This is a genomic window from Kitasatospora sp. NPDC059088 (genome assembly GCF_042738155.1).
Lineage (GTDB): Bacteria > Actinomycetota > Actinomycetes > Streptomycetales > Streptomycetaceae > Kitasatospora.
The window spans coordinates 1-25,520 of sequence record NZ_JBHYGR010000019.1; the positions used below are offsets into that span (position 1 = coordinate 1).

Annotated in this window: 20 protein-coding genes; 3 read left to right on the forward strand and 17 right to left on the reverse strand. The window is 74.2% G+C overall.

Annotated features, from left to right (window positions below):
* Positions 1 to 133 precede the first annotated feature (133 nt).
* From ACFWXO_RS11230 to ACFWXO_RS11300, 15 genes are all read right to left on the reverse strand, one after another.
* Positions 134 to 1,057 (reverse strand): VOC family protein, encoded by a 924-nt coding sequence (locus tag ACFWXO_RS11230; RefSeq protein WP_380523291.1) that lies wholly within the window; start codon positions 1,055 to 1,057, stop codon positions 134 to 136.
* Positions 1,058 to 1,100: 43 nt separating this feature from the next.
* The gene (locus ACFWXO_RS11235; protein WP_380523292.1) at positions 1,101 to 1,838 is read right to left on the reverse strand and encodes a YoaK family protein; all 738 of its coding nucleotides are present in this window, start codon (positions 1,836 to 1,838) and stop codon (positions 1,101 to 1,103) included.
* On the reverse strand, positions 1,819 to 2,346 hold the full coding sequence (locus tag ACFWXO_RS11240; RefSeq protein WP_380523293.1) for a DoxX family protein: 528 nt from the start codon (positions 2,344 to 2,346) through the stop codon (positions 1,819 to 1,821). The genes ACFWXO_RS11235 and ACFWXO_RS11240 overlap by 20 nt, the downstream gene beginning before the upstream one ends.
* A gap of 58 nt (positions 2,347 to 2,404) precedes the next feature.
* Entirely contained in the window at positions 2,405 to 3,067 is a 663-nt protein-coding gene (locus ACFWXO_RS11245) for a hydrolase (protein ID WP_380523294.1), read from the reverse strand.
* 97 nt (positions 3,068 to 3,164) lie between these two features.
* Entirely contained in the window at positions 3,165 to 5,027 is a 1,863-nt protein-coding gene (locus ACFWXO_RS11250; protein WP_380523378.1) for an amidohydrolase, read from the reverse strand.
* A 297-nt stretch (positions 5,028 to 5,324) separates the two neighbouring features.
* Positions 5,325 to 6,161, reverse strand: a complete 837-nt coding sequence (locus ACFWXO_RS11255) for an alpha/beta fold hydrolase (RefSeq protein ID WP_380523296.1) — start codon at positions 6,159 to 6,161, stop codon at positions 5,325 to 5,327.
* A 155-nt stretch (positions 6,162 to 6,316) separates the two neighbouring features.
* Positions 6,317 to 7,546, reverse strand: a complete 1,230-nt coding sequence (locus ACFWXO_RS11260) for an MFS transporter (RefSeq protein WP_380523297.1) — start codon at positions 7,544 to 7,546, stop codon at positions 6,317 to 6,319.
* A gap of 26 nt (positions 7,547 to 7,572) precedes the next feature.
* Positions 7,573 to 8,334, reverse strand: a complete 762-nt coding sequence (locus ACFWXO_RS11265) for an SDR family NAD(P)-dependent oxidoreductase (RefSeq protein ID WP_380523298.1) — start codon at positions 8,332 to 8,334, stop codon at positions 7,573 to 7,575.
* A complete protein-coding gene (locus tag ACFWXO_RS11270; RefSeq protein WP_380523299.1) occupies positions 8,331 to 8,573 on the reverse strand; it encodes an acyl carrier protein in 243 nt (80 codons plus the stop codon). The genes ACFWXO_RS11265 and ACFWXO_RS11270 overlap by 4 nt, the downstream gene beginning before the upstream one ends.
* A 38-nt stretch (positions 8,574 to 8,611) precedes the next feature.
* Positions 8,612 to 9,859: an aminotransferase class I/II-fold pyridoxal phosphate-dependent enzyme gene (locus ACFWXO_RS11275; RefSeq protein WP_380523300.1), complete on the reverse strand. Its 1,248-nt coding sequence runs from the start codon at positions 9,857 to 9,859 to the stop codon at positions 8,612 to 8,614.
* Positions 9,856 to 11,613 (reverse strand): condensation domain-containing protein, encoded by a 1,758-nt coding sequence (locus tag ACFWXO_RS11280; protein ID WP_380523379.1) that lies wholly within the window; start codon positions 11,611 to 11,613, stop codon positions 9,856 to 9,858. The genes ACFWXO_RS11275 and ACFWXO_RS11280 overlap by 4 nt, the downstream gene beginning before the upstream one ends.
* The gene (locus ACFWXO_RS11285) at positions 11,532 to 15,539 is read right to left on the reverse strand and encodes a DUF6603 domain-containing protein (protein WP_380523302.1); all 4,008 of its coding nucleotides are present in this window, start codon (positions 15,537 to 15,539) and stop codon (positions 11,532 to 11,534) included. Before ACFWXO_RS11285 ends, ACFWXO_RS11280 begins: the two co-directional genes overlap by 82 nt.
* Positions 15,532 to 18,108, reverse strand: a complete 2,577-nt coding sequence (locus tag ACFWXO_RS11290) for a hypothetical protein (protein WP_380523303.1) — start codon at positions 18,106 to 18,108, stop codon at positions 15,532 to 15,534. The genes ACFWXO_RS11285 and ACFWXO_RS11290 overlap by 8 nt, the downstream gene beginning before the upstream one ends.
* A 266-nt stretch (positions 18,109 to 18,374) precedes the next feature.
* Positions 18,375 to 20,387, reverse strand: coding sequence for an aldehyde dehydrogenase family protein (locus tag ACFWXO_RS11295; protein ID WP_380523304.1), 2,013 nt, complete (start codon positions 20,385 to 20,387; stop codon positions 18,375 to 18,377).
* Between the two features lie 72 nt (positions 20,388 to 20,459).
* The gene (locus ACFWXO_RS11300) at positions 20,460 to 22,049 is read right to left on the reverse strand and encodes an MFS transporter (RefSeq protein WP_380523380.1); all 1,590 of its coding nucleotides are present in this window, start codon (positions 22,047 to 22,049) and stop codon (positions 20,460 to 20,462) included.
* Between the two features lie 178 nt (positions 22,050 to 22,227).
* Between ACFWXO_RS11300 and ACFWXO_RS11305 the strand changes: the two genes are divergently transcribed.
* Positions 22,228 to 22,683, forward strand: a complete 456-nt coding sequence (locus ACFWXO_RS11305; RefSeq protein ID WP_380523305.1) for a MarR family winged helix-turn-helix transcriptional regulator — start codon at positions 22,228 to 22,230, stop codon at positions 22,681 to 22,683.
* 26 nt (positions 22,684 to 22,709) lie between these two features.
* Here the strand turns inward: ACFWXO_RS11305 and ACFWXO_RS11310 are convergent, their stop codons facing one another.
* Positions 22,710 to 23,435 carry a hypothetical protein gene (locus ACFWXO_RS11310; protein WP_380523307.1) on the reverse strand — a complete coding sequence of 242 codons (726 nt, stop codon included), beginning with the start codon at positions 23,433 to 23,435 and terminating at the stop codon, positions 22,710 to 22,712.
* 108 nt (positions 23,436 to 23,543) lie between these two features.
* The gene (locus ACFWXO_RS11315) at positions 23,544 to 24,125 is read right to left on the reverse strand and encodes a TetR/AcrR family transcriptional regulator (protein ID WP_380523308.1); all 582 of its coding nucleotides are present in this window, start codon (positions 24,123 to 24,125) and stop codon (positions 23,544 to 23,546) included.
* A gap of 87 nt (positions 24,126 to 24,212) precedes the next feature.
* On the opposite strand from ACFWXO_RS11315, the gene ACFWXO_RS11320 reads away from it, so the two are divergent.
* Positions 24,213 to 24,641 (forward strand): nuclear transport factor 2 family protein, encoded by a 429-nt coding sequence (locus ACFWXO_RS11320; RefSeq protein ID WP_380523309.1) that lies wholly within the window; start codon positions 24,213 to 24,215, stop codon positions 24,639 to 24,641.
* Positions 24,638 to 25,486, forward strand: a complete 849-nt coding sequence (locus ACFWXO_RS11325; RefSeq protein ID WP_380523310.1) for an NAD(P)H-binding protein — start codon at positions 24,638 to 24,640, stop codon at positions 25,484 to 25,486. The genes ACFWXO_RS11320 and ACFWXO_RS11325 overlap by 4 nt, the downstream gene beginning before the upstream one ends.
* Positions 25,487 to 25,520 lie beyond the last annotated feature (34 nt).

A 25,520-nucleotide genomic window follows, 5' to 3' on the forward strand; every position in this document is an offset into this window, starting at 1 on the left:
GCGCGCCCCGCCCCCCGCCCCCCCCCCCCCGCCCCCCCCGCCCCCCCCGCCGCCCCCCGCCCCCCCCCGCCGCCCCCCCCCGCGCCGCCCCCCCCCCCGGGGGGGGGGGGGCCCCGGGTTCCGGGGAGGCGGGTCACCGGGCGGTGTGGACCTCCGCGAGGTAGCCGCCCGGGAACCGCACCATCGCGCTGTCCCGGCCGCCCGCCGTGACCGGTCCCCACAGCACCGAGGCGCCGGCCGCCTTCGCCCGGTCCAGGGTGGCGCCGAGGTCGGCGACGCCGTAGCCGGTCAGCTCGCGGCCGAACGGGTGCGGCAGGTGGCCGTCCGTCACGGTGACCGTGGTGGTGCCGAAGCCCGAGGTGAGGCGCAGCAGCCGGTACGTCGTCCCGGGCAGTCCGATCGCGGCGCCGTCGGCCCGCCGGTCGTCGGAGGTGATCCGGCCGCCGGTGAAGGCCAGGTAGCTGCGCAGGAAGGAGCCGACCGCGTCGGGGGACAGGTAGAGCCGGTTCTCCGGCACGCTCGCCAGGTCCGGGTAGGACGGCGGGGTGGTGTGCACGTAGAGCTGGGCGCTGATGCCGCCGGGGAACTGGACGACGGCGTCCCGGCCGATCGGGTCGGCGAACGGGGCGACCGTCACCGACGCCCCCTCCGACCGTGCGGCGGCGACGGCCCGGTCGAGGTCGGTGACCAGCCAGCCGGTGCGCTCGGTGCCGAACGGGTACGGGACGGGCGTGGTGTAGTCGAACACCGAGAGCGTGCCGACGGGGGAGAGCACCAGCTCCGAGAGCGTACGGCTGGGGGTCGGCGTCACCTGGGTGGCGTTGGGGCCGATCGTGGTGCCGCCGAAGGTGGCGACCCAACTGGCCACGAAGGCCTGCTCGGTGCCCGGTTCGACGTAGACGTGGGTGGAGTCGTACTGCGGGCCGACGGCGAACTGCCGGTGCGTGCCGGGTGCGCGAGCCGTGTCGCCGTAGGCCGCCGAGGCGGTGGGAACGGCGGTCAGCGCGGCGATCGCCGCCGCCAGTGGGACCAGCCGGCGGGCGAAGCCCTTCATCATGGGGAGGATCCTTCCGGTCGGGGCGTGTCGGGGTGTGTCGGGGTCAGGCCGTCGGCGGTGCCCAGTGGGCGTCCGGGGCGGAGACCCGATGGGCGGTCAGCGCGGTGGCCAGGAGGAACAGGGCGGCCAGGGCGAGGGCCGTGGCGGGCCACCCGTGCAGGACGAGGACCGCGCCGGCGAGTCCGCCGAGCAGCATCGCGAGGGCGGAGAGGATCCGCCGCCCCGGGCGCGGGGCCGTGCCCCCGGCCGGGGCCGAGTCGGCGGCGAGGCCGGTCAGGGTGAGGGTCAGCACGGTGGTGGTCAGGTCGGGCACGCCCAGGCGCCTGGCCACGGCGTTCTGCAGGCCCATGCCGAGGCCGAGCAGGACGATCAGCGCGTAGTTCTTTTCGTCGCCCGCGCCGCCGTCGGCCAGGGCTGCGATGACGGCGGCGGCGGCCGTCAGCACTGTCTGGACTCCGGCGGCCCGGGCCAGCAGCCGCCCGCGGTGGCCCGCCAGGCGGCTGCCGAGCCGCCCGCCGGCGAGCGCGCCGGTCAGGAAGGCGGCCAGCGAGACCAGCGAGGCGGGGGCGGACAGCCCCGGGGCGCCCGCGAGCGAGAACCCCAGGAAGACCACGTTGCCGGTCATGTTCGCCACGAAGACGTGCCCGAGGCCGAGGTAGCTGACGGCGTCGACCACGCCGGTGGCCATGGTCAGCAGCAGCATCAGCGGGGGCAGCGGCCCGTGCCGGTCCGTGCGGGGCGGGGCGAGCGTCCGGCGGACGTCAGCCAGCAGTTCGCGCACCGGCCGCCACCCCCTCCGCCGTCGGCGGGCGGTGCAGGACGGCCCGGGTGAGCAGCCCGCTGGCCGGGCCGAGCGCGGCGCACGCGAGCGACAGCCACAGCGGCCAGCCGGTGAGGCCGACCGCGTGGTCGGCGGACCACCGGCCCGGCCCGGTGAGGGCGAGCGACCCGGCGGTGACGACCAGCACCAGCGGGTACTCGTAGCCGTCGTCCTGCACCCACAGTCCGTGCGGCCGCTTGACGGTGATCGCCACCGTCATCACGCCCATGGCGACCATGGCCGCCAGCGGGATGAGCGCGCCCAGGGCCAGGAACAGGCCCGAACCGATCTGCCCGGCGCCCGCGGCGAGCGCGGTCAGCCGCCCGCCGGCGAAGCCGTCGTGCCGGAACTCCTCCGTCCCGCCCGCCAGGCCGTTGCCGCCCAGGCGGTGGCTCACCTTCTGTACCCCGTGGCCGGCGATGAGCAGGCCCACCACCACGCGGAGGATCAGCAGTCCGGTATCCGTCATGTCCTGTTCCTGGTCCCTGTGTTCCTGGTCGTTGTGTTCCGGCGTCCCTGAGGCCGGGTCAGCCGGCGGCGTGCTCGCCGATGACGGCCTGGGCGTAGACGACCCCGAGGCCGTAGGCGCCGGCGTGCTCCTTGACGATCTCCATGACGGCGCCGTAGGTCTCCGTCCGGGCCCAGTCGCGCTGGAGCTCCAGCAGCACCTGCACCCAGGTGACCGGCACGGCGCCGGCCTGGGTCATCCGCTGGATCGCGTGCTCGTGGGCCTTGGGGGAGACGCCGCCGGAGGCGTCGGTGACGACGTAGACCTCGTAGCCCTGCTCGATCATCGACAGCACGGGCAGGACCAGGCAGACCTCGGTCCACAGCCCGGCTATCACGACCTTGCCGCGCCCGGTGGCCTTGACGGCCTCGACGACCGCCTCGTCCTCCCAGGCGTTCATCGAGGTGCGGTCGAGGATCTTCGCCTCCGGGAAGACCGCGCCCAGCTGCGGCAGCAGCGGACCGGAGAAGGACTCGGCGGCGACGGTGGTGAGCACGGCCGGGACGTCGAAGGCCCGGGCGGCCTTGGCGAGGCCGACGGTGGCGTTGATGATCGCGGTGCGGTCGCCGCTGCCGGTGCCGAAGAACATCTGCGGCTGGTGGTCCACGAACAGCACGACGGCGTTGTCAGGGGTCAGCAGGTCGGGGCTCGGGGTGGCGCTGACCTGGGTCAGGTCGACCATGGTGGTGGTCCTTTCGGTGCGGGCCGGAGGAGTCCGGCGCGTTTCGGGAGGTCCTGCGCACGGTGGTCCGTGGCGGAGGTTCGGGGGAGCGGTGCGGTCAGAGCACGAAACAGGGGTCGAAGGGCTGCTGCCGTTCGGCCGCCAGGCCGCGTTCGACGCGCCAGTGGCGGTGCAGCTCCGACTCGGCGACGACCTGTCCGAGCAGTTCCGCCTGGCGGGCGCCCGCGCCGGAGGCCTGGTAGCCGCCGAAGCGGGCCACCGGGCTCCAGGCCGGGCTGACCGGCGGGAGTTCCTCGTCCAGGCCCTCGTACTCGGCCGCGGCGTGGACGATCCGGCCGCCGACGACGGTCAGCACGGACTCGATGTGCGGGATGTCCTGCTCGGGCACGGTGAAGTAGTCGTCGGTCAGGACCGCCAGGTCGCCGTAACAGCCGGGCCGCAGCACGCCCTTGACGTCCTGCTCGCCGGTGAGCGCGGCGCCCGCCGTGGTGTACATCGCGAGGGCGGTCGCGCGGTCGACCCGGTTCTGCGCCGGCCGCAGCGCCCGGCCGCCGACCGTGCGGCCGGAGACCAGCCAGTGCAGGGCGACCCACGGGTTGTACGAGGAGACCCGGGTGGCGTCCGTCCCGGCGGCCACCGTCAGGCCGCGGTCCAGCATCGCGCGGATCGGCGGGGCCTCGGCGGCGGCGCCGGGGCCGTAGCGGCGCTCGAACACCTCGCCCTGGAAGGAGAGCCGGTTCTGGACGGACAGCGAGCCGCCGAGCGCCGCGATCCGGTCGAGGCTGTCCGGGGAGACGGTCTCCGCGTGGTCGAAGAGCCACCGGTTGCCGGCGGGGAACAGCCCCTCCGCGGCGAGCTTCTCGAAGACCGCGAGGTCACGCCGGATCGTCTCGTCGTAGGTCGCGTGCAGCCGGAAGCCCCAGCCGTGTTCCATGAGCAGCCGGACGGCCTGCTCGAACTCGCCCTCGTAGCCGCCGAGTTCCGGGCGCGGCTCGGCGAAGTTCTCGAAGTCGGCGGCGGCCCAGGTGAGGTTCTCGCCGGCGCCGTTCAGCCGCAGCCACGCATCGCCGTCCCCGGGCCGGACGGTCCCGATCCAGCGGGTGAGGTCGTCGAGCTCCTGGCCGGCGGTCTGTGGGAACAGGTGGTAGGCGATCCGCAGCGAGAGCTGTCCGTCCCGGGCGAGTTCGGTCACCGTGCCGTAGTTCTCGGGGAAGTTCTGGAAGCCGCCGGCGGCGTCGATCGCGGAGGTCAGCCCGAAGCGGTTCAGCTCGCGCAGGAAGTGCCGGGTGGAGGTGCGGCGGTCCTCGCCCTCCAGGGCCGGGGCCTTGGCGAGCGTCGAGTAGAGGATCAGGGCGCTCGGGGCGGCCAGCAGCATGCCGTTGGGCTCGCCGCCGCGACCCCGGACGATCTGGCCGCCCTTCGGGTCCGGGGTGCGCGCGGTGAAGCCGGCGGCCTTGAGCGCGGCGCGGTTGAGCACCGCCGACTGGTAGAGGTGCAGCACGAACACCGGGGTGTCCGGCGCGGCCTCGTTCAGCTCGGCGGGGGTCGGCAGCCGCCGCTCGGCGAACTGCTCGGCGGACCAGCCGCCCACGACGCGCACCCACTGCCCCTTCGGGGTGCGGGCGGCCTGCTCCCGGAGCATCGCGAGCGCCTGGCGCAGCGACCGCACGCCGTCCCAGCGCAGCTCCAGCACGTAGTTGAGGCCGCCCCGGATCACGTGCAGGTGCGCGTCGTTGAGGCCGGGCACCACGCGTCGGCCGAGCGCGTCGACCACGGTGGTGGACGGGCCGATGACCGGGGCGACGTCCGCGTCCTCCCCGACGACGGTGATCACGCCGTCGCGGACGGCGAGGGCGCCGGCCCGGGGGCGGCGGGCGTCGCCGGTGTGGATCCTGGCGTTGCGGACGACGACGTCGGCGGCGTCCTCGACGGAGCGGGGCGTCAGCCCGCCGACCGGCATTGCAGGCACCTCGGAGGCCTCCTGTCACAGGGGTTGGGGTGGCCGCCCGGGGGCGGGCGGCGGAGGGCGGCGGCCGGGCTGGCCGGGCGTTGGCCCGGCGTTCCCGATCACATGACAGAACGTTAGATCCGTTGCAGGGCAAGGAGTTTGCGCACAGCGCACCGCCTCCGTTCCGTCCGCGCACCGCTGTCCCCGGAACGGTTCCGTACGAGCCCCGGAACGGCCGGGGCCCCGGCCCCTCCGCCGTCCGGTGGGACGGGGAGGGACCGGGGCCCGGGGCCGGGACCGGCCGTGCGGTCACTTCGCGAGGAAGGCCAGCAGTGCCTCGTTGACCTCCTCGGCGTGGGTCCACAGCAGGCCGTGCGGAGCGCCCTCGATCTCCACGTACTCGGCGGAGGGCAGGGCGCGGTGGAACGGCCGGCCGGTGCTGTCGATCGGCAGGATGCGGTCGGCGGTGCCGTGCACGATCAGGGCCGGCACGTCGATGCGCGGGATGTCCGCGCGGAAGTCGGTGTACCAGGTGGACGGCGCGGCGGCGGAGGCGTGGGAGCCGCTGGCGGCCGCGGTGTTCCAGCTGTTGCGGACGGCCTCCTCGCTGATCCTGGTCCCGAGGTTCTCGTCCAGGTTGTAGAAGTCCCGGAAGAAGGCGGTGAAGTAGGCGTAGCGGTCGGCCTTCACGGCCGCGACGATGCCGTCGAAGAACTCCTGCGGGGCGGCGCCGTCCGGGTTGTCGGCGGTCTTGAGCAGGCACGGCTCCAGCGAGCCCAGGAACGCGACCTTGGCGATGCGCGCGGAACCGTACGCGGACACGTAGCGGGCGACCTCGCCGGTGCCCATCGAGAAGCCGACCAGGACGACCTCGCGCAGGTCGAGGGTGTCCAGCACGGTCTTGAGGTCGGCGGCGAAGGTGTCGTAGTCGTAGCCGGTCGTGGGCTGCGAGGACCGGCCGAAGCCCCGGCGGTCGTAGGTGATCACCCGGTGGCCGGCGGCGAGCAGCGCGGCGCTCTGCCGCTCCCAGGAGTGCCCGTCGAGCGGGAACCCGTGGATGAGGACGACCGGCTGCCCGGAGCCCTGGTCCTCGTAGTACAGCTCGACGGGTGCGGAGTTCTCCTGGCCGACGGTGATGAACGGCATGGATGGTGCTCACTTTCTCTTGCGTGTAGCGTGCGGCCGACGGTCGGTGCGGCTGCGGTGCACGACACGCTAGGGCCGCTCGCGCCGGGCCGGTTGCCGCTGAGCGCACCGCGTGTTGCCCGGCAGCGCCGCCGAAGGTGCCCGGGCCTCGGCGGTCAGCGCAGGGAGCGGACCGCCGGGCTGGTGGCGACCAGGGCGGCGCAGGTGAGGACGGCGGTGCCGGAGGCCAGGAACAGGGTGGTCGTGCCGTACGGGAGCAGGGCGCCGGCCAGGACGTAGGAGAACGGGTCGAACGCCACCGTGGCCAGGACGACGAGGCTGAGCACCCGGCCCAACAGGTGCTCGGGCACCCGCTCCTGGAGGGTGGACACGACGACCACGCCGAGGAAGCCGGAGCCGAGGCCGATCAGCGAGGCCACGGCCGTCGCGGTGAGGACCTGGGTGACGGCGGCGAGGCCGAGCATGCCCGCGCCGATCGCGGCGACGCCGCCGACCACGGTCCGGCCGCGCCGGGCGGGCGGGCGCCAACCGGCCGCCAGGGAGCCGGCCAGTGAGCCGGCGCCGAAGCCGGAGAGCACGATGCCCAGGGCGCCCGCGCCGCCGAGGCGTTGGTCGGCGAGGACGGCGCCGCCCACCAGGACGGGGCCGACGACCGCGAGGTTGATCAGGGCGATGGCCGCGAGCATGCCCCGGACCACGGGCTCGCGCCAGGCGTACCCCAGCCCGGTGGTGAGGGCGCGCAGGTTGCCGGGCTGCTCGTCGCCGTCGCCCTTGTCGTCGCGGTCGCCGGTGCGTCGGACCACCCGGGCGAGGGTGCTGAAAGCGGCGGCGGCCAGGGCGGCCATCGCCGTGATCCCGCCGAGCGTGGCGGGGAAGCCGGCCGCGGCGATGCAGCCGGCGGCCACCGCCGGGCCGACCAGGTCGCCGCCCGACTCCGCGCCCTGCACCAGCCCGTTGACCCGGGCGAGCTGCTCGGTCGGCACGACGGCGGGCAGCAGTGCCAGCGCCGCGGGGAAGTACGCGGCGTCGGCGGCGCCGAGCAGGCCGCCGAGCAGCGCGACGGTGGTCAGCGACGGCGCGGCGAAGGTGACCAGGGCGCCGAGGGTGAGCAGCACGGCGACCCGGAGCCAGGCGGCGGCGGCCACCACCCGGTCGGGGCCGAGGCGGTCGACCAGTACTCCGGCGGGCGGCAGCAGCACCGCCCGGGGCAGGGCCACGGCCACCAGGACGAACCCGGTGGCGAGGCCGGGCTGCGCCAGGTCGAGCACGTAGAGGGTCAGCCACACGATGAACAGCGCGTCGGTCACGGCCGCCAGGCCCTGGCCGACGACCAGGCGCCGCAGGTGCGACCGGCCGAGCCGGCCGTGGCGCTCGCCGATCGTCACTCTCCGCTCCTCCGTGGTCGGGACGGTCAGGCGATGTGGGTACCGCCGTCGACGGTCAGGGTGGTGCCGGTGACGTAGGACGACGCGTCGGAGACGAGGAAGACCAGTGCGGCGGCGAGTTCCTCGGGCCGCCCGAGGCGGCCGGAGAGCACCCGGGGCAGCACCGCCTCCAGGTAGCCCTCGGCGTAGCCGTCGGTCATCGGGGAGGGGAACAGGCCGGGGGCGAGGGCGTTGACCCGGATGCCCCGGCCGGGGGTCCACTGCTGGGCGAGGTCGCGGGTGAGCCCGAGAAGCCCGGCCTTGGAGGCCGAGTAGGCGGCCTGCGGCAGGCCGCCGGTGACCAGGGCCAGGATGCTGGAGACGTTGACGACGGCACTGCCGGGCCGCATCACCGCGCCGGCGGCCTGGGCCATCCAGTAGGCGCCGTTGAGGTTGGTGTCGACGACCTCGCGGAACTGCTCCGGGGTCTCCTCCTCCGCAGGTCGTTCGCCGCTGATCCCGGCGTTGTTGACGAGGATGTCCAGCCGCCCGAAGGCCCGTACGGCGGCGGTCACCAGCGCGCGGCAGTCGGCCGGTTCGGTGACGTCGGTCCGTACGGCGAGGGCCCGGCGGCCGAGCGCCTCGACGGTCGCGCGCACGGCCTCCAGGCGTTCGGCGCGCCGGGCGGCGAGCACGAGGTCGGCACCGGCCTCGGCCAGCGCGGTCGCGAAGGCCACACCCAGGCCGGAGGAGGCGCCGGTGACCACGGCGACGCGGCCGTCCAGCCGGAAGCGGTCGAGGACGCTCACCGGCGCCCGGCGACGTAGTCCACCGCGTCGCCGACCGTCCGCAGGTCCTTGACCCGGTCGTCGGGGATCTTCACCTCGAACCGGTCCTCGACCGCCACCGCGATCTCCATCATGGCCAGGGAGTCGACGTCGAGGTCGTCGGCGAAGGAGGTCTCGGCGCTCACGTCGGCGGAGTCGACGCCGAGGACCTCCTCGATGATCTCGGCGATGGCGTCCAGGATGTCGTGGTCGTTCGTCACGGGTTCCTCCGGAGGGTGACGGGGGTGCCAGGGGGCGGTCAGACGCCGAGGCGGCGGCGGTAGTCGACGAGGGTGCGCAGGAAGCCGTCCACCTGCTCCTCGGTGTGGCCCGCGTGCGGGAACAGGCGCAGCAGCGCCTGGTTGCGGGTGACCGCCGGGTAGGAGAAGACGGGCACGAGGTAGCCGTCCTCGACGAACCACTCCCGCATCTGCAGGGCGGCGGCGTCGTTCCCGATCGGCACCGAGAGCATGTACGACTCGGTGGGCGTCGTCGCCGTGCCGGCCTCGTGCATCCGGCGGCGCAGGCGGGCGGCATGGGCCAGGTAGTCGTCGACGATCCGGGGATCGGCGGCCAGGGCGGCGATCGTGCGGTCGGCCGCGTGGGCGGTCGGCGGCTGGATGGCGGCCGTGAACATCGAGGTGCCGGAGAGGAGTTCGAAGGCGTCGACGGCCGCCGCCGGACCGGCGATGGCGCCGCCCTCCAGCCCGATGGCCTTCGACAGCGACACCATGACGAAGTCGGCCCGTTCCCGGATCGCGGCCGCCTCCCGGGCGTAGGGGCGGTGCTCCGGCCCGTAGACCATGAAGCCGTTCGCGTCGTCGATCATGCTGACGGCGCCGTGCCGGTCGCACTCGTCGAGGATCTCCACGATCGGCCCCATGGTGCCGTCGGCCGAGTAGATGCTCTCGGCGATCACCACCGTCTTGCGGGCGCGGACCCGGCGCAGGATCCGGGCCAGGTCGGCGACGTCGTTGTGCCGGAAGGCGTGCACGTGGCGGCCGTAGTCGAGCCCCTGGAGGCCCTTCCAGATGCTCCAGTGGACGTCCCGGTCGACGACGAAGACGGTGTCGTGGTTGCGGACCTCGATCCCGTCGTCGAAGTGCGCGGAACTGCTCATGGCGTGCACGAACCCGATGTTGGCCAGCAGTCCGGTGGCGAAACTGATGGCGCGTTCCTTGCCGGTGTGGCGGGCGATCGTCTCCTCCAGCACCTGGTGCGGGCGGCAGATCCCCTGGGTCATCCGGGAGCCGCTGGTGCTCAGCCCGTGGGCCAGCGCCCCCTCGGCGAAGTGGCGCCGCACCGGGAGGTGGCGCTCCAGGTCGAGGAAGCTGATGCTGGCGAAGTTCACCAGCTCGCGGCCGTTGCGGACGACGGTCGGCCCGACCGGGCCGTCCACCACCGGCGGGCGGTACGCCGTGTCGTGGGTGTTGGCCTCGACGAAGGCGGCGAAGGCCCACGGGGCCAGGCGGTCCTCGGGCGGTGCGGTGCTGCGGGGCGCGGTCATGGTGAGGTCCCTCCTGCACGGTGGGCGCGGGGCGGCAGGGGTGGTGGCGGTGCTGCTGGTGCGGGCTGTGCGGGCTGTGCGGGCAGTCCGGGCGGTGCGGGCGGTGCGGGCTCCAGGGCGGCGGCGAGGTGGCCGAGCGAGGCCGTTCCGGCCAGTTCGTCCGACGCGATCCCGGTGAGGCCGGACCGGCGGAGCAGCGCCAGCAGACGGGGGACGGCGACCAGGGTGACGCCGTGGTCGGCCAGACAGCGGTTCAGGTCCACGGTGTCCGGGCTGCCGGGTCCGCCTGGTCCGCCGGGGCCACCAGGTGCGGCGGCGGTGGCGACGGCGGCGGCCAGCGCCCGTTCGGCGGCCGTGCCGGGCGGGCGGCGCGGGACCCGCAGCGCTTCGGCGCGGGTCGTGGTGGTGGCGCCGGGCCCGGCCGGGGAGAGTACGTAGCGGCCCGGGGCCAGCAGGCCCGGAACCTCGTCGAGGTGGTCCAGCACGTGGCGGTGCAGGTCCTCCGGGGTGACGCCGGGGGCGGTGCGGGCCCGGGCGACGAGGTGCGGCTCCTCGTCCGCCCCCGTCACCTCCCCGCCGGGCGCCACCGTCACATCGAGCACCCCGGGGCAGTCGCGCAGCACCGCCGCGACCGCGGCCGGGCGCACCCAGCCCTGCGGGGCGCGCCACCACCCGGGGGCGGCCGGTGCGGTCGGGCGCGCCGGGACGGGGCACTCGGCGCCGTCGGCCGCCGCGCGCAGCAGGGCGCACAGCCGGACGGGCAGGGCGGCGGCCTGCCCGGCGTCGAGCAGGTGGTCCCCGACGGTGACGTCGAGGGTGACGGCCCCCGCGTCGAGGGCGAGGTCGACGTAGAGCGTGTCGCAGGGCTCGTCGGGCGCGCTGCGGAGCCAGCCGTCGCCGGACCCGTCCGGCGCGGTGCCCGGCGCCGGCGCCGGCGCCGGTGCCGGGACCGGGGGGTCGAGGTACCCCGGGGCCAGGTACCCCGGGACGAGGTAACCGCGCGGCCAGGAGTAGCAGTTGTACTCGATGGCGGGCACCGTCCTGACCCCGCGGCGACGGTCCGTCCGCGCCTGGGCGGCGACCAGTTCGGCGGGCCGCCAGTGGCCGTACCGGTAGGCCGTCGCGGAGGCGGCGGCGACCGAGGCGACCACCTCGCCGAAGGCCGCGCCCGGACGCAGGTCGATCTGCACCGGGACGGTCAGGGCCCGGACCCCGATGCTGCTCCGCACGGCGGCCCGGGCCCGGTTGGAGACCACCACCGAGGCGAGGAAGCGGAGTTCGCCGGTACGCGCGGCGACGTCGTGGGCCAGCGCCGCGAGCACGACGACCTCGGGGCTGACCAGGTGGCGCCGGGCGATGTGGCGCAGGTGCCGGTAGGCGCCCACCGAGCGGTGCTGGAGGCGGTGGCGCCCGGTGCCGTCCGGGGACCCGCCGAACGGGGCCAGCACCCCGGTGGGGTTGTCCGCGAGGCGCGTCAGCCACTCCCGCTCCGCCGCGCGGGCCCGCTCCGGCGTCTGGGTGGCGAGCGCGTCGAGCGGCTGCGAAGCCGTCCCCAACGGTGCCGCCGTGCCGCGCAGTTGATCGTGCAGCTGGTCGAGTAGCACGGCCAGCCCCCACCCGTCGATCAGCACGTGGTGGGCGGCGATCAGCACCGCCCGCGGCTGCCCCGCCGTCAGCAGCACCCGGGCGAGCCAGGGCGGGTTCCGCTCGGGGTCGATCGGGCGGGCGGCCAGGGCCGCGGTGGCGGCCTCCAGGGTGGCGGCGGGGGGCCCCCCGCCCCCGCCCGGGCGGGCGCCGGGCCCCGCGGGGGGCGGGGCCCTCCGCTTTCGGCGGCGCGGCCGCCCACGGCGACCACCCGGCCGTCGCCGAGCCTGCTGACGCTGTGTCCGCGGCGGGCGGTCGCCAGGGGCGGGGCGGCCGTCCAGGTGGCGGCGACCGGGTCGAACAGGGCGGCGGTGGCCAGGGCCGCGCCGGTGGCGTCCGCTCCCCCGGCGACCAGCACCGTGCCGCTGGTCAGCCGGATCGCCTCGACGCCCCGGGCGGCGGACGGGAGGCTGCCGCCGGCGCTCCAGCTCCCCGGTGTGGCGGGCGAGCCCACCGCCTCCTCCTCCGGGATGACGTGCAGCCGGTCGGCGAGGCTGCCGTCCCGGCCGATCCAGTCGGCGAGGGCGTCCTGGGCGGTGGTCCGGCTGCGGAAGGTCGCGGCGGCGAGGCCGCCGGCCGGCGGGTGGGCCTGGACGTTGTTGCGGAGGTTGGCGACGACGTAGCGCCGGTCGGTGAGGCGGACGGTTTCCTCGGGCGGGAAGGGCTGCCGGAGCCTGGACTCCCGCTGCGAGACCGGCGAGCGGCTGGTGCTGCTGCCCTGGAGCAGTTGGTTGAACACCGCGGGGCTGACGTCGTGGAAGCGCTTGGGCGCGGCGGTGCCGGAGCCGGCCGCCATCGGGACGACCCGGCGGGCGGCGGCGGCGCTCGCGGGCATCCCGCTGTCGATGACGTGCAGGTCGTACCGGGCGCTGCGGCGGACCACCCGGGGCGAGAGCAGGGTGCCGGCGGCCGCGGTCAGTTCCAGTCCGGCGTCCTGGTTCTCGTACGCCGGCCGGGAGAGCTTGGCGGCGTCGTCCATGTCCTGGAACTGCGCCATCGCGAACTTGTCGCCGGTGACGGAGACCCGGACCAGGCCGCTGTCCGGCGCCGGCGCGATGGCGAACCGCCGTCCGTCGCTGGGCCGTTGGGCACCGATCCGGTCGAGGCGGACGTCCAGCGGGATCGCGCGCTGGCGGACGAGGAGCGTGCCGAGCGGGTGGAGCACCAGCTGGTCGGTGTCGGGCAGGTGCCGGAGGGTGACGAGGGGGTTGAGGCCACCGGTGGGCAGCCTGGTCTGCCACCCCTCGGTCTTGCCGAACTCGCCTTCCAGCAGCGGGAGTACGGCTACCGGCGGGAGCGTGGTGTTGTGCTCCTCGCCCCAGCTGATGTCGAAGTCGGCGGAGATCTCGAAGAACAGCAGGGAGATGGAGCCGCGTCCGTGCGCGCGCCAGGGCGAGGGGCCTTCGAGCGCGAAGTCCAGGTCGATGCCGAAGACCCCGACGCCGAAGGCCTTCAAGGTGACCCCGGCGGAGATCGCGATGGTGAACGCGAACGGCGAGAAGCGGAACATCGCGTCGAAGGAGAGGTGCCCTTCGATGCCGAACCCGCCGAATCCCAGCCGGAGTTCGGCCGCCGCGCCGAACTGGACGGTGTTGCTGGTGACCGCGAAGTAGCCGGAGACCCGGATCAGTTGGCCGGGGCGGTTGAGGATGTCCACCGAGAGCCGCTTGGGGACGGGGAAGGGCAGCGGCGGCGGTTTGAAGGACGGGTGGAAGCCGCCGACCGTCAGGACGAAGTCCGGTGAGTCGCCCCAGGCGACGAGCAGGCCCATCCCGCCGTCGATGGTCATGGTGAGGATGTGGGAGTCGAAGAGTTCGGCGAAGAACCAGAGCCGCGACCGGTCGACCTCCAGCGCGCCCACGAAGTTGACCTGGAGCGCCAGCAGCGGGAGGTCCTGGCTGGGCAGGACGCACCGGAGCACCCCGAGGACGGCGATGTTCCCGGGCGGGATCTCGACCACGACCCCGAGCGAGACGCTGACCAGCGTCGGGGTCCCCCAGCCGATCTTCGCCATCGGCCCGATCAGGAACCGGCCCTCCTCGGGCGGGAAGAAGCGGCGCAGGTCGGAGAGGATCCGGGGGGCGTTGGCGATGACGTCCTTGGGGAACATCACCGATTCGACCGCGCCGGTCCGCACGCCCTCCGCCAGGGCCTGGAGGTTCATCCCGCGGTTGAGGCCGATCAGCCCGCCGACGGCGAGCAGGGTGAACCCGTAGCCGAGTTGGATACCGGTGGCGCCGAAGTCGGTGGTGATCACGATCAGCAGCGAGAAGCCGTCGCTGCCGTCGGGCATCCGGGTGGTGATCAGGCCGATCGCCTTGAGCTCGACCAGTCCGGCGAACTCCAGGTCGAGGGCGCCGGCGTACTCGCCGTGGTCCGGGTCGAAGGACAGGTACCCGCCGCCCTTGACCGGCCCGGCGTCCACGGCCAGGCCCACGCCCTTGGGCGGCTTGAAGCCGAAGGAGAGGTCGACCGGGCCCAGGTTGCCGTCACCCTTGGACCGGAACGCGATGTCCGCGGAGAGGCCGATCTGCTCCACGACGGCGGTGACCGGGCCGAGTCGGGCGCGGAACGACACCCCGAGGCCGATCGGCAGCCCGTCCGGGCCGGGCGAGGCGGAGATGGTCAGGCCCTGGATCTCCAGCGGGCCGAGCTCCAGGTGCGTCGGGAGCTGGATCTCCAGGTTGGAGGTGCCGCGGAAGTAGAAGCCCTGCCGGTAGGAGACCCCGACGGTGAGGTCTGCGCCCACGGTGAACCCGCCGGCCGGCAGGACGGCGCCGACGAAGCCGTCCGCGCCGGCCGGCGAGAAGACGAACTCCAGCCCCTCCAGGCCGAATTCGGCGAAGAAGTCGACGGCATCCCCGACCAGCCGGACCCCGCCCGCACCGGCGATCCGGCGCAGCTGGAGCCGCGTGCCGCCGGCCGAGCCGAACAGCACCTGCGGCTCGCCGGTCGGGCCGGACCGCTCCACCTGGACGTCGATCGACCCCTTGGCGTGGACCGGCCCGGTGGACGACTCGAAGCCGAGGACCATCTCGATACCCCGGCCGGGCCGCACCAGCAGCGCGACGCCGCCCTGGAGGTCCAGGTCCCCCCGGATGGTGACGGCGATGTCCGGCCCGAGTTCGAAGCGGAAGCCCTGGCGGCCGGTGAACGAGGGCAGCAGCGCGAGGCCCGGCGGGGCGCCGCCGGCGGCGGGCAGCGGCAGCAGCCGGACGGCGGCGGCCATCGAGGCCGAGGGCTGGACGCGTTGGAAGAGCACGGCGGCCAGCGTCGTGGGCGGCGGGCCGAACGGGTCCGGCGGCGCGCCCTGGAGCGCCAGCGCGGTCGACGGCGGGACCTCCCCGGTCTCGACGTTGGCGCCGATGGTCCGCAGCAGGTTGTCCAGCTGGGAGAGCAGCGCCGGCTGGTCGAAGTCGGCGGTGCCCCAGCCGAAGGCGTCCTTGAACACCTGCGAGGGGTCGGCGAGCGTCCGGGGCAGGTCGCCGAGGTCGAGGCCGAGGTGCACGTACGGCGGGCGGTTCCCGGCGGCCGGGGCGTACCGGGCCTTGACCACGCCGAGGCCGCGCAGGGCGAAGCCCAGTGTCGGGTGGTAGCGCTGGAGGTAGGTGACGATCAGGAAGTCGAGGAGCTGGCCGGGGAAGAGGGTGGGGAAGCCGTCCGCACGCAGCACGTCGGGGATCGCGGAGGCCGGTGCGTCGGTGATCGCGTGGATTCCCTTGACGACCGCCTGGACGGCGCCGAGGGCCCGCTGCACGTCGTCCGGCGAGAAGGAGGCCGCGGCGGAGGCACCGCCGTCGCCGACCGTGCCGTCGACGTTCAGCCCGCCGTCGCCCAGCAGGGTGTGCAGGCTGTCGTAGAGCGTCTCGACGGCGCCGCGCAGGTCCACGAAGGGCTGCGGGACGTCCGTGACGGACCAGCCCAGGCGGCGCAGCAGCCCGGCGAAGGCGGCCGGTCCGGCCAGCGCGTCGCGCAGCGGCAGCAGCGCCTGCCCGACCTCCGCCAGGATCCGTTCGAAGGTGCCCGGCTCACTCATGCCTCTTCGCCTCCTCCTTGGACTCCGGGTAGAGCTTGCTGTCGAGGAGCGCGTGGAAGGCGGGGTCGACCCGGTTGACGATCAGCCAGGCGCAGACGTGGCAGAAGTCCTGGGCGCTGCCGCGCATCTTGCAGCGGCCGGTCGGCCGGTAGTGGGAGGCGGAGTAGGTGGCGCCGCCCTCGTAGATCCCGATCAGCCGGGCGCCCTTGCAGGGCGGGCTGAAACCCGGGATGTCGACGGGGGTGTCCTCGCCGGAGTTCCGCTTCTTGTTGTCCGGGTCCAGGTTGAGCGGGGCGCGGCTGTTCCGGAGGAAGGTGAGGACCTCCGGCTCCACCACGAGGAGCGGCTGGTGCTGCCCGTCCTTCAACGGCGCGAAGACGATCGATCCGGCCCGGAACGTCGGGAAGGGGGCGCTGCCCGCCCTGGTGAGGATGATCGCGCCCTCCGCGGGGAGGACCTTGCCGACGATCAGCCCGTCCAGGTAGTGGGCGGGCTTGGTCTCCAGCGGGAGTTGCTGCCCGAGGGGTTTGATGCCGAAGTCGCGCAGCCGGACCTCGGTGAGGAGGGCCTGGGCCTGCTGCCACTGCGCGGTGTCGCGGGTGCCGATGGCGAGCCGGACGCCCTGGACCGGGCTGGTCACGTTCTGCGAGTCGGCGAGCAGGACGGCGGCGAGGCGGATCCGGGGCAGCTGGAGCCACTTGACCTTGTCCGCGTCGATCCGCCGGTCCTTCGGGTCCGTGCCCGGGCCGATCCGCAGGAATCCGAACACCGAGACGTTGTCCGCAGGCAGGTCCGCCGCCAGGCTCCCGTCACTGCCTTCACCGTCGAACTCCTCGTACTCGTCGGCCAGGTTGAAGCTGTGGCCGAACTCGTGGGAGACCGTGCCGATGATGTCGTCGACGTCCACGGCTATGTCGGAGGGCGGGTCACGGCGCAACTCCCGGCGGTCCGTCGCATTGGCGTAGACGTAGGAGAGACCCTGGTACTTGTTGACTGTCTGGGCCGTCACCGTCCGGCCGTTGAGATTGGTCCCGCCGGTCACGCCGTCGTTGACGATCATGGCGATCAGGCCCCGGCTGCGCTGGAACCTGCCGTCGTCGGGCTGCCACTGGTCGCCGACCGCCACCGCCACCGTCGAGTCGGCGACCTGGAGGCTCCGGACGTAGCGCAGGAGGGTGTTGGCGGGGTTGACCAGCCCCGCTCCCATGTACAGCTCCGGCGGGTGCCGACGCGGGTCGAAGGTCAGGCTCCGGGTCGGCCCGCTCTCGTAGAACTCGTACAGCCTGGCGACGAACTCCTTGACCCCCGCGGTTCCCACGCCGTCGTCGGCGGGCCTGCCCACCGGGCCCGTACCCGAGGAGCGGTCGGCGAGCCGGCGGCCCAGCTGGAAGCCGAAGACGGTGTCGCGGGCGTGCAGGATCCCGACCGACTGGTGCTTCTTCCACGCCGTGACGAGGTCCTCGCTGACCCTGGCCGGGTCGACGTCCAGATCCTGCGCCCGCCACGTCGCCACCAGGCCGGACCGCTGGTCCCCGCGCATGGGCAGCCCCACCCGGCGGACCAGCTCCTCCAGCGTGTAGAGCGCTCCGCCGCCGATCGCGTTGGACGGGATCGGGAAGCCGGTGCCCCTCGCCCGGCCCGCCTCGACCGTCTCCTCGCCCGCCGCGACCCGGAATCCGCAGGTGACGGTGTGCTGTGCGGAGGGGGTGAAGGACGCGAAGGCGTTGAAACCGCCCCCCAGCATCCCGTACGGCTCGTGCGCGGGCTTCTCGAACAGCTCGTGGATCGTCCTGGTGACGATGGAGTCGAACTTCGCCCGCTCCTGCTCGCGGAAGCCCTCGGCGAGGAACAGCACGTTGTGCTTGCGGTCGAGGACCGTCAGGTCCTTGGCGCCCCACTCCTGGGTCACCGCGTGCGGCGCGGCGTAGTCGACCACCTGGACCGGCAGCAGCTGCGCCCCGCCCAGGCCGGGGAACAGGCCCGAGAGCATCCAGGAGGCGCCCGGCTGGGTGGCCGCCACACCCCGGACCCGGCCGTTCGGCGTCACGGCGAGCTGCCGGGTGTCGGCCGGCACCAGCTGGACGTACCCGTGCCCGGTGATGTCACCGATCAGGTCCGTCCCGGTACCGGCGTCGTCGCTGAACTTCGCGTACAGCGACGGCTGGGCGTGCGCGACGGTGGCGTCCAGCGCGGTGGTGAGGGAGTCGTTGCCGAACCACCAGCCGACGACCGACCGGTGGACCTGGAGCCGGCCGACGAGGTACTCGCCCCCGGTGTGCGCCTGGAAGAGGAACACCCCGGGGGTGGTGGCCGTGACCACCCCGGTGTCCTTCCGGTACGTCGGCACCCCGTCGAACCGGTGCCCCTTGGCGTTGAACGGTGCGAAGAACTCGACGTCGCACGCGCCGGGCTGGACCGGCACGACGTCGAACCCGCCCGTCGCGGGCGTGCGCTCGGTACGGGTGGCCAGGGTCAGGGTCAGCGGCGGCGTACCGGCCAGCGCCATGTGCAGGTCGCAGTGCGGGAAGAGCACCAGGTCGGCAAAGGGAACGGGAACGGGATCGGTCACGGCGGCGACTCCTGTCTGCCGTCCACACGTCGGGCCCACCGGCGCCCGCGGGTGCCGGTACTCCGCCACCATAATGACCGGGACATGCGAATCCAACGATCCGTCAAGTCAATGCCCTGAAAGGGTATTTCCGCGCCGAGTGACGATCGGCCGGTGTCGGAGCACCGGCGGTTCGCTGCCACTTCCCGCCCCTTCCAGCCCGTTTCCGACCACCTCCGGTCGGAGGTGGTCGGCGGGCGCCGCAGCCCCGTCCCGTCCCGTGGCGGTCAGCCGAGGGGCTTGTCGAGGACGGCCTTGGCGTGGCTGAACGTGTCGATCGAGTACTCGCCGTGGTAGCGGCCCATGCCGCTCTCGCCCACGCCGCCGAACGGCAGCTCGGGGACGGCCAGGTGGGAGACGGTGAGGCCGAAGACGAGGCCGCCCGAGGAGGTCTCGGTCGCCAGCCGCTGCTTGGTGCGCTCCGACTCGGTGAAGGCGTACAGCGCGAGCGGCTTGTCGCGCTCGTTGATGAAGGCGATCGCGGCGTCCAGGTCGGGCACGGCGATGATCGGCAGGATCGGGCCGAAGATCTCCGACCGCATCACCGGCGCCTCCGGGGAGACCTCGGCCAGCACGGTCGGCGCGAGGTAGCGCTGCGCGCGGTCGTGGTCGCCGCCGATGACGGTCCGGCCGTCGCCGAGCAGGGCGGTGAGCCGGTCGTGGTGGCGCTCGTTGACGATCCGCCCGTACTCCGGGCTGCTCGCCGGGTCCGCCCCGTACAGGGCGTGCACGGCCTCGGCCAGGTGCGCCTCCAGGGCGGTGGCGGTGTCGCCGATGGCGAGGATGTAGTCGGGGGCCACGCAGGTCTGCCCGGCGTTCTGGAACTTGCCGCGCGCCAGCCGCTGGGCGGTGACCGCGAGGTCGGCGCCGGGCTCGACCACCACGGGGCTCTTGCCGCCGAGCTCCAGGGTGACCGGGGTCAGGTGCTCGGCGGCGGCCGTCATGACGATCCGGCCGACCTGGCCGTTGCCGGTGTAGAAGATGTGGTCGAAGCGCTGCTCCAGGAGCGCGGTGGTCTCCGGCACACCGCCCTCCAGTACGGCCACGGCCTCCCGGTCCAGGTAGCGCGGCAGCAGCCGGGCGATCGCCGCGGAGGTCGCCGGGGTGAGCTCGCTGGGCTTGACCAGGGCGGTGTTGCCCGCCGCGAGGGCGCCCACCAGCGGGGCGAGGGCCAACTGCAGCGGGTAGTTCCACGGCGCGATGATCAGCACCACGCCGAGCGGGTCGCGGACCACCCGGGCCTCGGCGGGCAGGAAGGCGCCGGGGACGGCGGCCGGCCGCGGCTCCAGCCATTCCTCCAGGTGCGCCACGGTGTGGTCGATCTCGTTCAGCGTGAAGCCGACCTCGCCGCGGTAGGCCTCGGTCGCGCTCTTGCCCAGGTCGGCGTGGAGCGCGGCCAGGAGGGCCTCGGACTGCTCGCTGAGCAGCGCGCGCAGCGCACCCAGCTGGGCGAGGCGCCAATCGAGCGGCCTGGTGCGGCCGGTGGCGAACGTGGCGCGCAGGCGTGCCACCACGGTGGCCGGGTCGGTGGACACGGCGGCGACCAGGGTGCGGGCCAACTCGGCGGAGGAGCCCGGGTTCTGGCCGGTGTAGAGGTTGCGGTCGATCACGGTGTGCGGCGTGAAGGGCGCGGCCTCGACGAAGTCGGCGCCGAGCTCGACCAGGCGGTCCTGGACCAGCCACTTGGCGCCCGCGGCCAGGCCCACGGCCTGCTCCTCGGCGTTGGTGAAGGCGGTCATCCGGTAGCCGGCGAACGGCCAGCCGCCGTCCTCGTCCCGGGCGGCGAGCAGCGCGGCGGGGGCGTGGCAGACGACGCCCAGCGGCTTGCCCGAGGCCAGCGCCCGGGTGAGCAGCCGACCGGAGTCCTCGTCCACGGCGAGGTCCTCCATCGGGCCGTGGCCACCCGGGTAGAAGACCAGGTCGTACGCCTGCGGGTCGACCTCCGCCAGCTTCGCGGGGTGCTCCAGGTCCGCGCGGACGGCCTCCAGGTAGGCGGCCAGCCACTCGGCCTTCTCCTGGCCCCTGCCCGCGGCGCCGCCGTTGGCCTCGACGCTCAGGCTGCCCCGGTCGACGGGGGCCGGGACGCCGCCGGGGGTGGCGATGGTGATCTCGAAGCCCGCCTCGGTGAAGATCCGGTGCGGCTCGGCGAGCTCCTCGGCCCAGAAGCCGGTGGGGTGCGGGGTGCCGTCGGCGAGGGTCCAGTGCGTGGCGCCGGTGACGACGAAGAGGGCGGAAGTCATGGGTGGTGCTCCAGGTCGGCAGGGAAGGGGCGTTGTGGGGTGGGGAGGGGTGGGGCGGGGTCGGCCGGTCGGTCAGGACTTGTCGGGGCCGGCCTCGGTATCGGCCGGCACGGCGACCGCCGCGGTGACCGCCACGGCGTGCGGCTGCTCGTCGGCCTGTGCGCCGGCCTCCGTACCAGCCTGCGCGGTGAGCGGCCGGTGGTGCTTGCTGAGTCCGACCATCGCGACCCCGGCGGCCAGCAGCAGCGCGACCGCGGCGATCACGAAGCTGAGGGTGAACTGGCTCTCCGCGGGCAGCGCGGCGCCACCGAGCGCGGCGTAGCTGACCGTCTTGGAGGCGAGCAGCGAGGTCACCACCGCGCTGGCGATCGAGCTCCCGACCGAGCGCGAGATGGAGTTGATCCCGTTGGCGATGCCGGTCTGCTCCAGGGGCACGCTGGCCGCGATCAGCGCGGGCATCGCGGCGTAGCCGAAGGAGATCGCGATGCCGGTGAGCATGCCCGCCGTGATCACCGCGGCCTCGGCGCCGTGCCCGAAGGCCAGCCAGGCGAAGCCCGCCACGCCGATCAGCGCGCCGACCGCGAGGGTGGAGCGGGCGCCGATCCGGCGCACCAGCAGTCCGCCGACCGGGGCGGCGGCCAGGGCGATCAGGGCGCTGGGCAGCAGGTACTCGACGGAGGCGCGCAGGACCGAGGCGGTGAAGCCGTAGCCGGTCAGCCGGCCCGGCATCTGGACGAGGTAGGAGATGCCGATGAACTGGGCGAACGAGGCGAAGCCCACGAAGAGCCCGGTCAGGTTGGTGAAGAGCACCTGGCGGTGGACGAACATCCGCATGTCCACGAGCGGGTTGCGCACCCGTCGCTCGACCAGCACCCAGAGGGCGGCGAAGACGGCGGAACCGGCCAGCGAGCCCAGCGTGCGGGCGGAGGACCAGCCCCACTCGTGGCCCTGCGAGATGCCGAGCAGCAGCAGGACCAGGAAGACGGCCAGGGTGAGCGCGCCCAGCACGTCGACCCGGCCGCCGGTGGGCGAGCCGCCGTGCGGTACCACCACGGCGACGGCCGCCAGGGCGAGCACGGTCAGCGCGGTGGAGAACCAGAAGACCAGGTGGTAGTCGGGGTGCGAGCCCTGGGTGAGCAGCCCGGTGGCCACCAGCGAGAGGCCGCTGCCGAACGCCAGCGTTCCGCTGACCAGCGCCATCGCCCCGTGCAGCTTCTCCTGCGGCACCTCGTCGCGGATCACGGAGAGGGCGAGCGGGAAGATCGCGGTGGCGGAGCCCTGCAGCACCCGGCCGATGATCAGCAGGGCCAGCGAGGTGGTGGTCGCGGCGATGACCGAGCCGACCACCATGACGGCGAGGACGGCGAGCAGCGTGCGCTTCTTGCCGAACTGGTCGCCGACCCGGCCCAGCAAGGGGGTGAAGACGGCAGCCGAGAGCAGCGCGGCGGTGGTCACCCAGCTGACGCCGGCGGCACCGGTGTGCAGCTCCTTCTGCAGCAGGGCGAGGATCGGGACGACCTGGGTCTGCGCCATGGCCACGACCATCGCGGCCAGGCCCAGCGCCAGGATCAGGGGCGTACTGCCGCGCCGCCCGGTGGCGGCGGTGGCCGTGGCCGTGGCCGTGGCAGATCTGGGCACGGCGCGATCGGCGGCGTGGCTCATCAGGTGGGGGTCCTTCCAGGAGGGGCCGGCCGCGCGCAGGCATGCGTCGGGCCGGCGCTCGAAGACAGCGGGCGGGACCTGGACGGTTGAAGCCTGCAAGGTTGATGTCTTCAAGCAATGCCTTGAAGGTAGACCTGAAAGATTGAAGAAGTCAAGCAATCCCGCCTACACTCGACCCATGACCCAGAGCGCCGCCCCGACCGCCACCCCGACCGCCACCGGCTCCGCCGCCCCCACGCCGGTCGAGCTGATGGACCAGGTCGCCGGCGCCGCGGCCGCCTACTACCGGAACTTCGCCGCACTGGCGGCCGAACGCGGCCTCACCCTCATGCAGGGCAAGACCCTCAGCCTGCTGCGCGAGCCCCGCCCGATGCGCACCCTGGCCGACCTGCTGGCCTGCGACGCCTCCAACGTCACCGGCATCGTCGACCGCCTGGAGGCCCGCGAACTCGTCCGCCGCGAGGTGGACCCGGCCGACCGGCGGATCAAGAACGTGGTGCTGACCGAGGAGGGCGAGCGCACCGTACGGCAGATCCGGCTGGACCTGATGTCCGGCCTCACCGGCCTGGCCCAGCTGGACGAGGCGGACCGGCACACCTTCCAGCGGCTCCTGGGCCAGGTCTTCCCCGGCTGACCGAGGCCCCCCGACCGGCGGGGCCCTCAACTCCCGTTCAGCGAACCGGCGGCCGCCTGGGCCACCGACTCGACCAGGGCGATGCCCCCGGACTCGTCGGCATTGCCGTCCGAGAGCACCGCGATCAGCAGCTGGTGCCCGTCGTGCTCCACCGTGCCGATGCTGTTGATCACCCACAGGCCGTCGGCGTCACGCGGCAGCCAGCCGTCCTTCACCGCGGACGTACCGCCGGTCGCCGCCGCGCTCACCCCCCAGCGCTGGTCGCTCTCGACCTGGCCCAGCAGCTGCTGGACGTAGCCGCGCGAGGCCGGGGAGAGGATCGAGTCACCGGTGAACACCTGGCACAGCAGCTGCGCCTGGTCGGCGGCGGTGGTGGCGGTGAGACCCCAATAACCGTCCGCGCCACCGGTGGTGGCGGTCAGCCCGAACCGCCGGTCGGCGGCGCTGCGCAGCGCCTCGTCCGCAACGGGGGCGGGGGCGGGCGTGGGCGTGGGACTGGGCGCGGGACTCGGGGTGGCGCTCGGGTCACCGGCAGCGGTAGCGGTAGCGGTCGGGGCGGCAGCGGCGCTCGGAGCGGACGTGGCGGGCGCCGAAGGCGCGGACACCGCGGCCGGGTCGGCCACGACGGACATCCGCGGCCGGCTCTCGGCGGCACCGGAACTCCCTTGCAGCACCCCGCTGATGATGCCTGCGGCCGCGAGGAGGCCGACGGGAGCCAGCAGCCTCGACAGGGGGACGCTTCGCTTCGTCATGTCCAGTGACGCTAGAGAGCGCCGCTTTGAGCAGTCTGAGGACGGGATGGGTGTTTCCTGACACCTGGTCCGCTCCTCGCGGCCGTCACCCCGCCGGGTGGCGGACCGTCACGCGACGCCGAGGACCCGGGCGACGTGGCGCGCCAGCTGCGCCCGCAGCTCCTCGCGGGAGGCGTGCTCCGTGCCGGCCAGGTGTTCCACCAGGTCGGCACGGGTGGCCGCGAGCAGCGCGTGGGCAGTGAAGCCGCCGTCGGCCGCCCCCGGGATCCGGTGCAGGAGTTCCCGGACGAGGGTGTGCCACCGCTCGTAGTGCTCCGTCCGGTAGGGGCTGTCCGCTCCGGTTCCCTCCAGGGCCAGGGCGAGGTGACGGTTGTCCAGTTTGAAGCACAGCAGGGCGTCGAGCAGGGCCGGTACGCGCTCCGGCGCAGGCGTTCCCGGGCCCAGCGGGGGCGGGCCGGCCTCGACGGCTTCCGTGAGCGGCTGGAGCCGCGCCGCGTACAGGGCCCGGATCAGGCCCGTGCGGTCGCCGAAGGCGCGGAAGAGCGTCCCCTTGCCGACCCCGGCCGCCGCCGCGATGTCGGCCATGGTGACGTCCTCGGCGCTTCCGCCGTGGGAGAAGAGCTCGTCGGCCGCCGCGAGGGCCGCGGCCCGGTTGCGGGTCGCGTCCTTGCGTGGCTTGCGCTCGGTCATCTGCTTCCTCCGATTGCGATCCGGACCGCCGGTCCGTATCGTTCTTGAAGCGGACCACTGGTCCGTATCGTAAGCGACGGAGGACCCATGCCCGCGAACACCCCACCGGCGGAGCTGTACCGCCACGGCCTGCGCCTGCTGCTGGACAAGGACATTCCCGCCTGGGTCGGCCTGTGGGCCGAGGACGGCGTGATGGAGTTCCCCTTCGCGCCGCCGGGCCTGCCCCGGCGCCTGGAGGGCCGGGAGGCCGTCGCGGCCTACATGCGCGACTACCCCGACCACATCGACCTGCACGACTTCCCCGAGTTGCGGATCCATCGGACCACCGACGCCGCAACGATCGTGGTCGAGATGCGCGGCGTGGGCCGCGTCGTCCGCACCGGGGACCCCTTCGACATGTCCTACATCGCCGTCGTGACCGTGCGGGACGGGCGCTTCACCGCCTACCGCGACTACTGGAACCCGCTCGCCGTCCAGCAGCCCGGTCTCGACTTCACGGGGAGCAGCGCGGGATGAACGACACCAGCACCGTCCTGGTCACCGGCGCCACCGGCACCACCGGGAGCCGCACCGCCGCGCGGCTCGTCGCCGCCGGGCACCGCGTCAGGGCCGCCGGCCGCAGTGCCGCACCAGTGCCCGGCACGGAGCCGGTGCGCTTCGACTGGTTCGACCCCAGCACCTTCGACGGCGCCCTCGCCGGCACCGACCGCGTCTACCTCGTGCCACCCGTGGGGGACCCGGAACCGGCGACGGTCATGCTGCCGTTCCTCCGCCGGGCCCGGGCCGCCGGCGTGCGCCGCGCGGTGCTCCTCAGCTCCTCGGCGGTGCCCGCGGGGGGCCCGGCGGTGGGCGTGGTGCACCGGGCCCTGCCGGGCCTGTTCGACCAGTGGGCGGTGCTGCGGCCGTCCTGGTTCATGCAGAACTTCACCGGCGAGCACCTCCACGCGCGCGGCATCCGCGCGGACGGCACCATCCTGACCGCGGCCGGGAACGGGCGGGTCGGCTTCGTGGACGCCGACGACATCGCGGCCGCGGCCGTGCACGCGCTCACCGACGACCACGCGCCCGACACCGACCTGGTCCTGACCGGGCCCGAGGCGCTCAGCCACGACGACGTGGCCGCCGTCCTCACGGAGGTCACCGGCCGTTCGGTCGTCCACCGCCACCTGACGTACGACGAACAGCGCGCCCGACTCGCCGCGCTGGTGCCGGAGGAGTTCGCCGCGATGCTGGCCGGGATGGACCGGGCCATCGCGGAGGGCGCCGAGGACCGCACCACCGACACCGTCCGCCGCCTCACCGGTCGCCCCGCGCGGAGCTTCCGGCTGGTCGCCGAACGGGAGTTGACCGCCGCCCGCTGACCCGCACCACCCGCCCGCCCGGGTACGGCCGGGG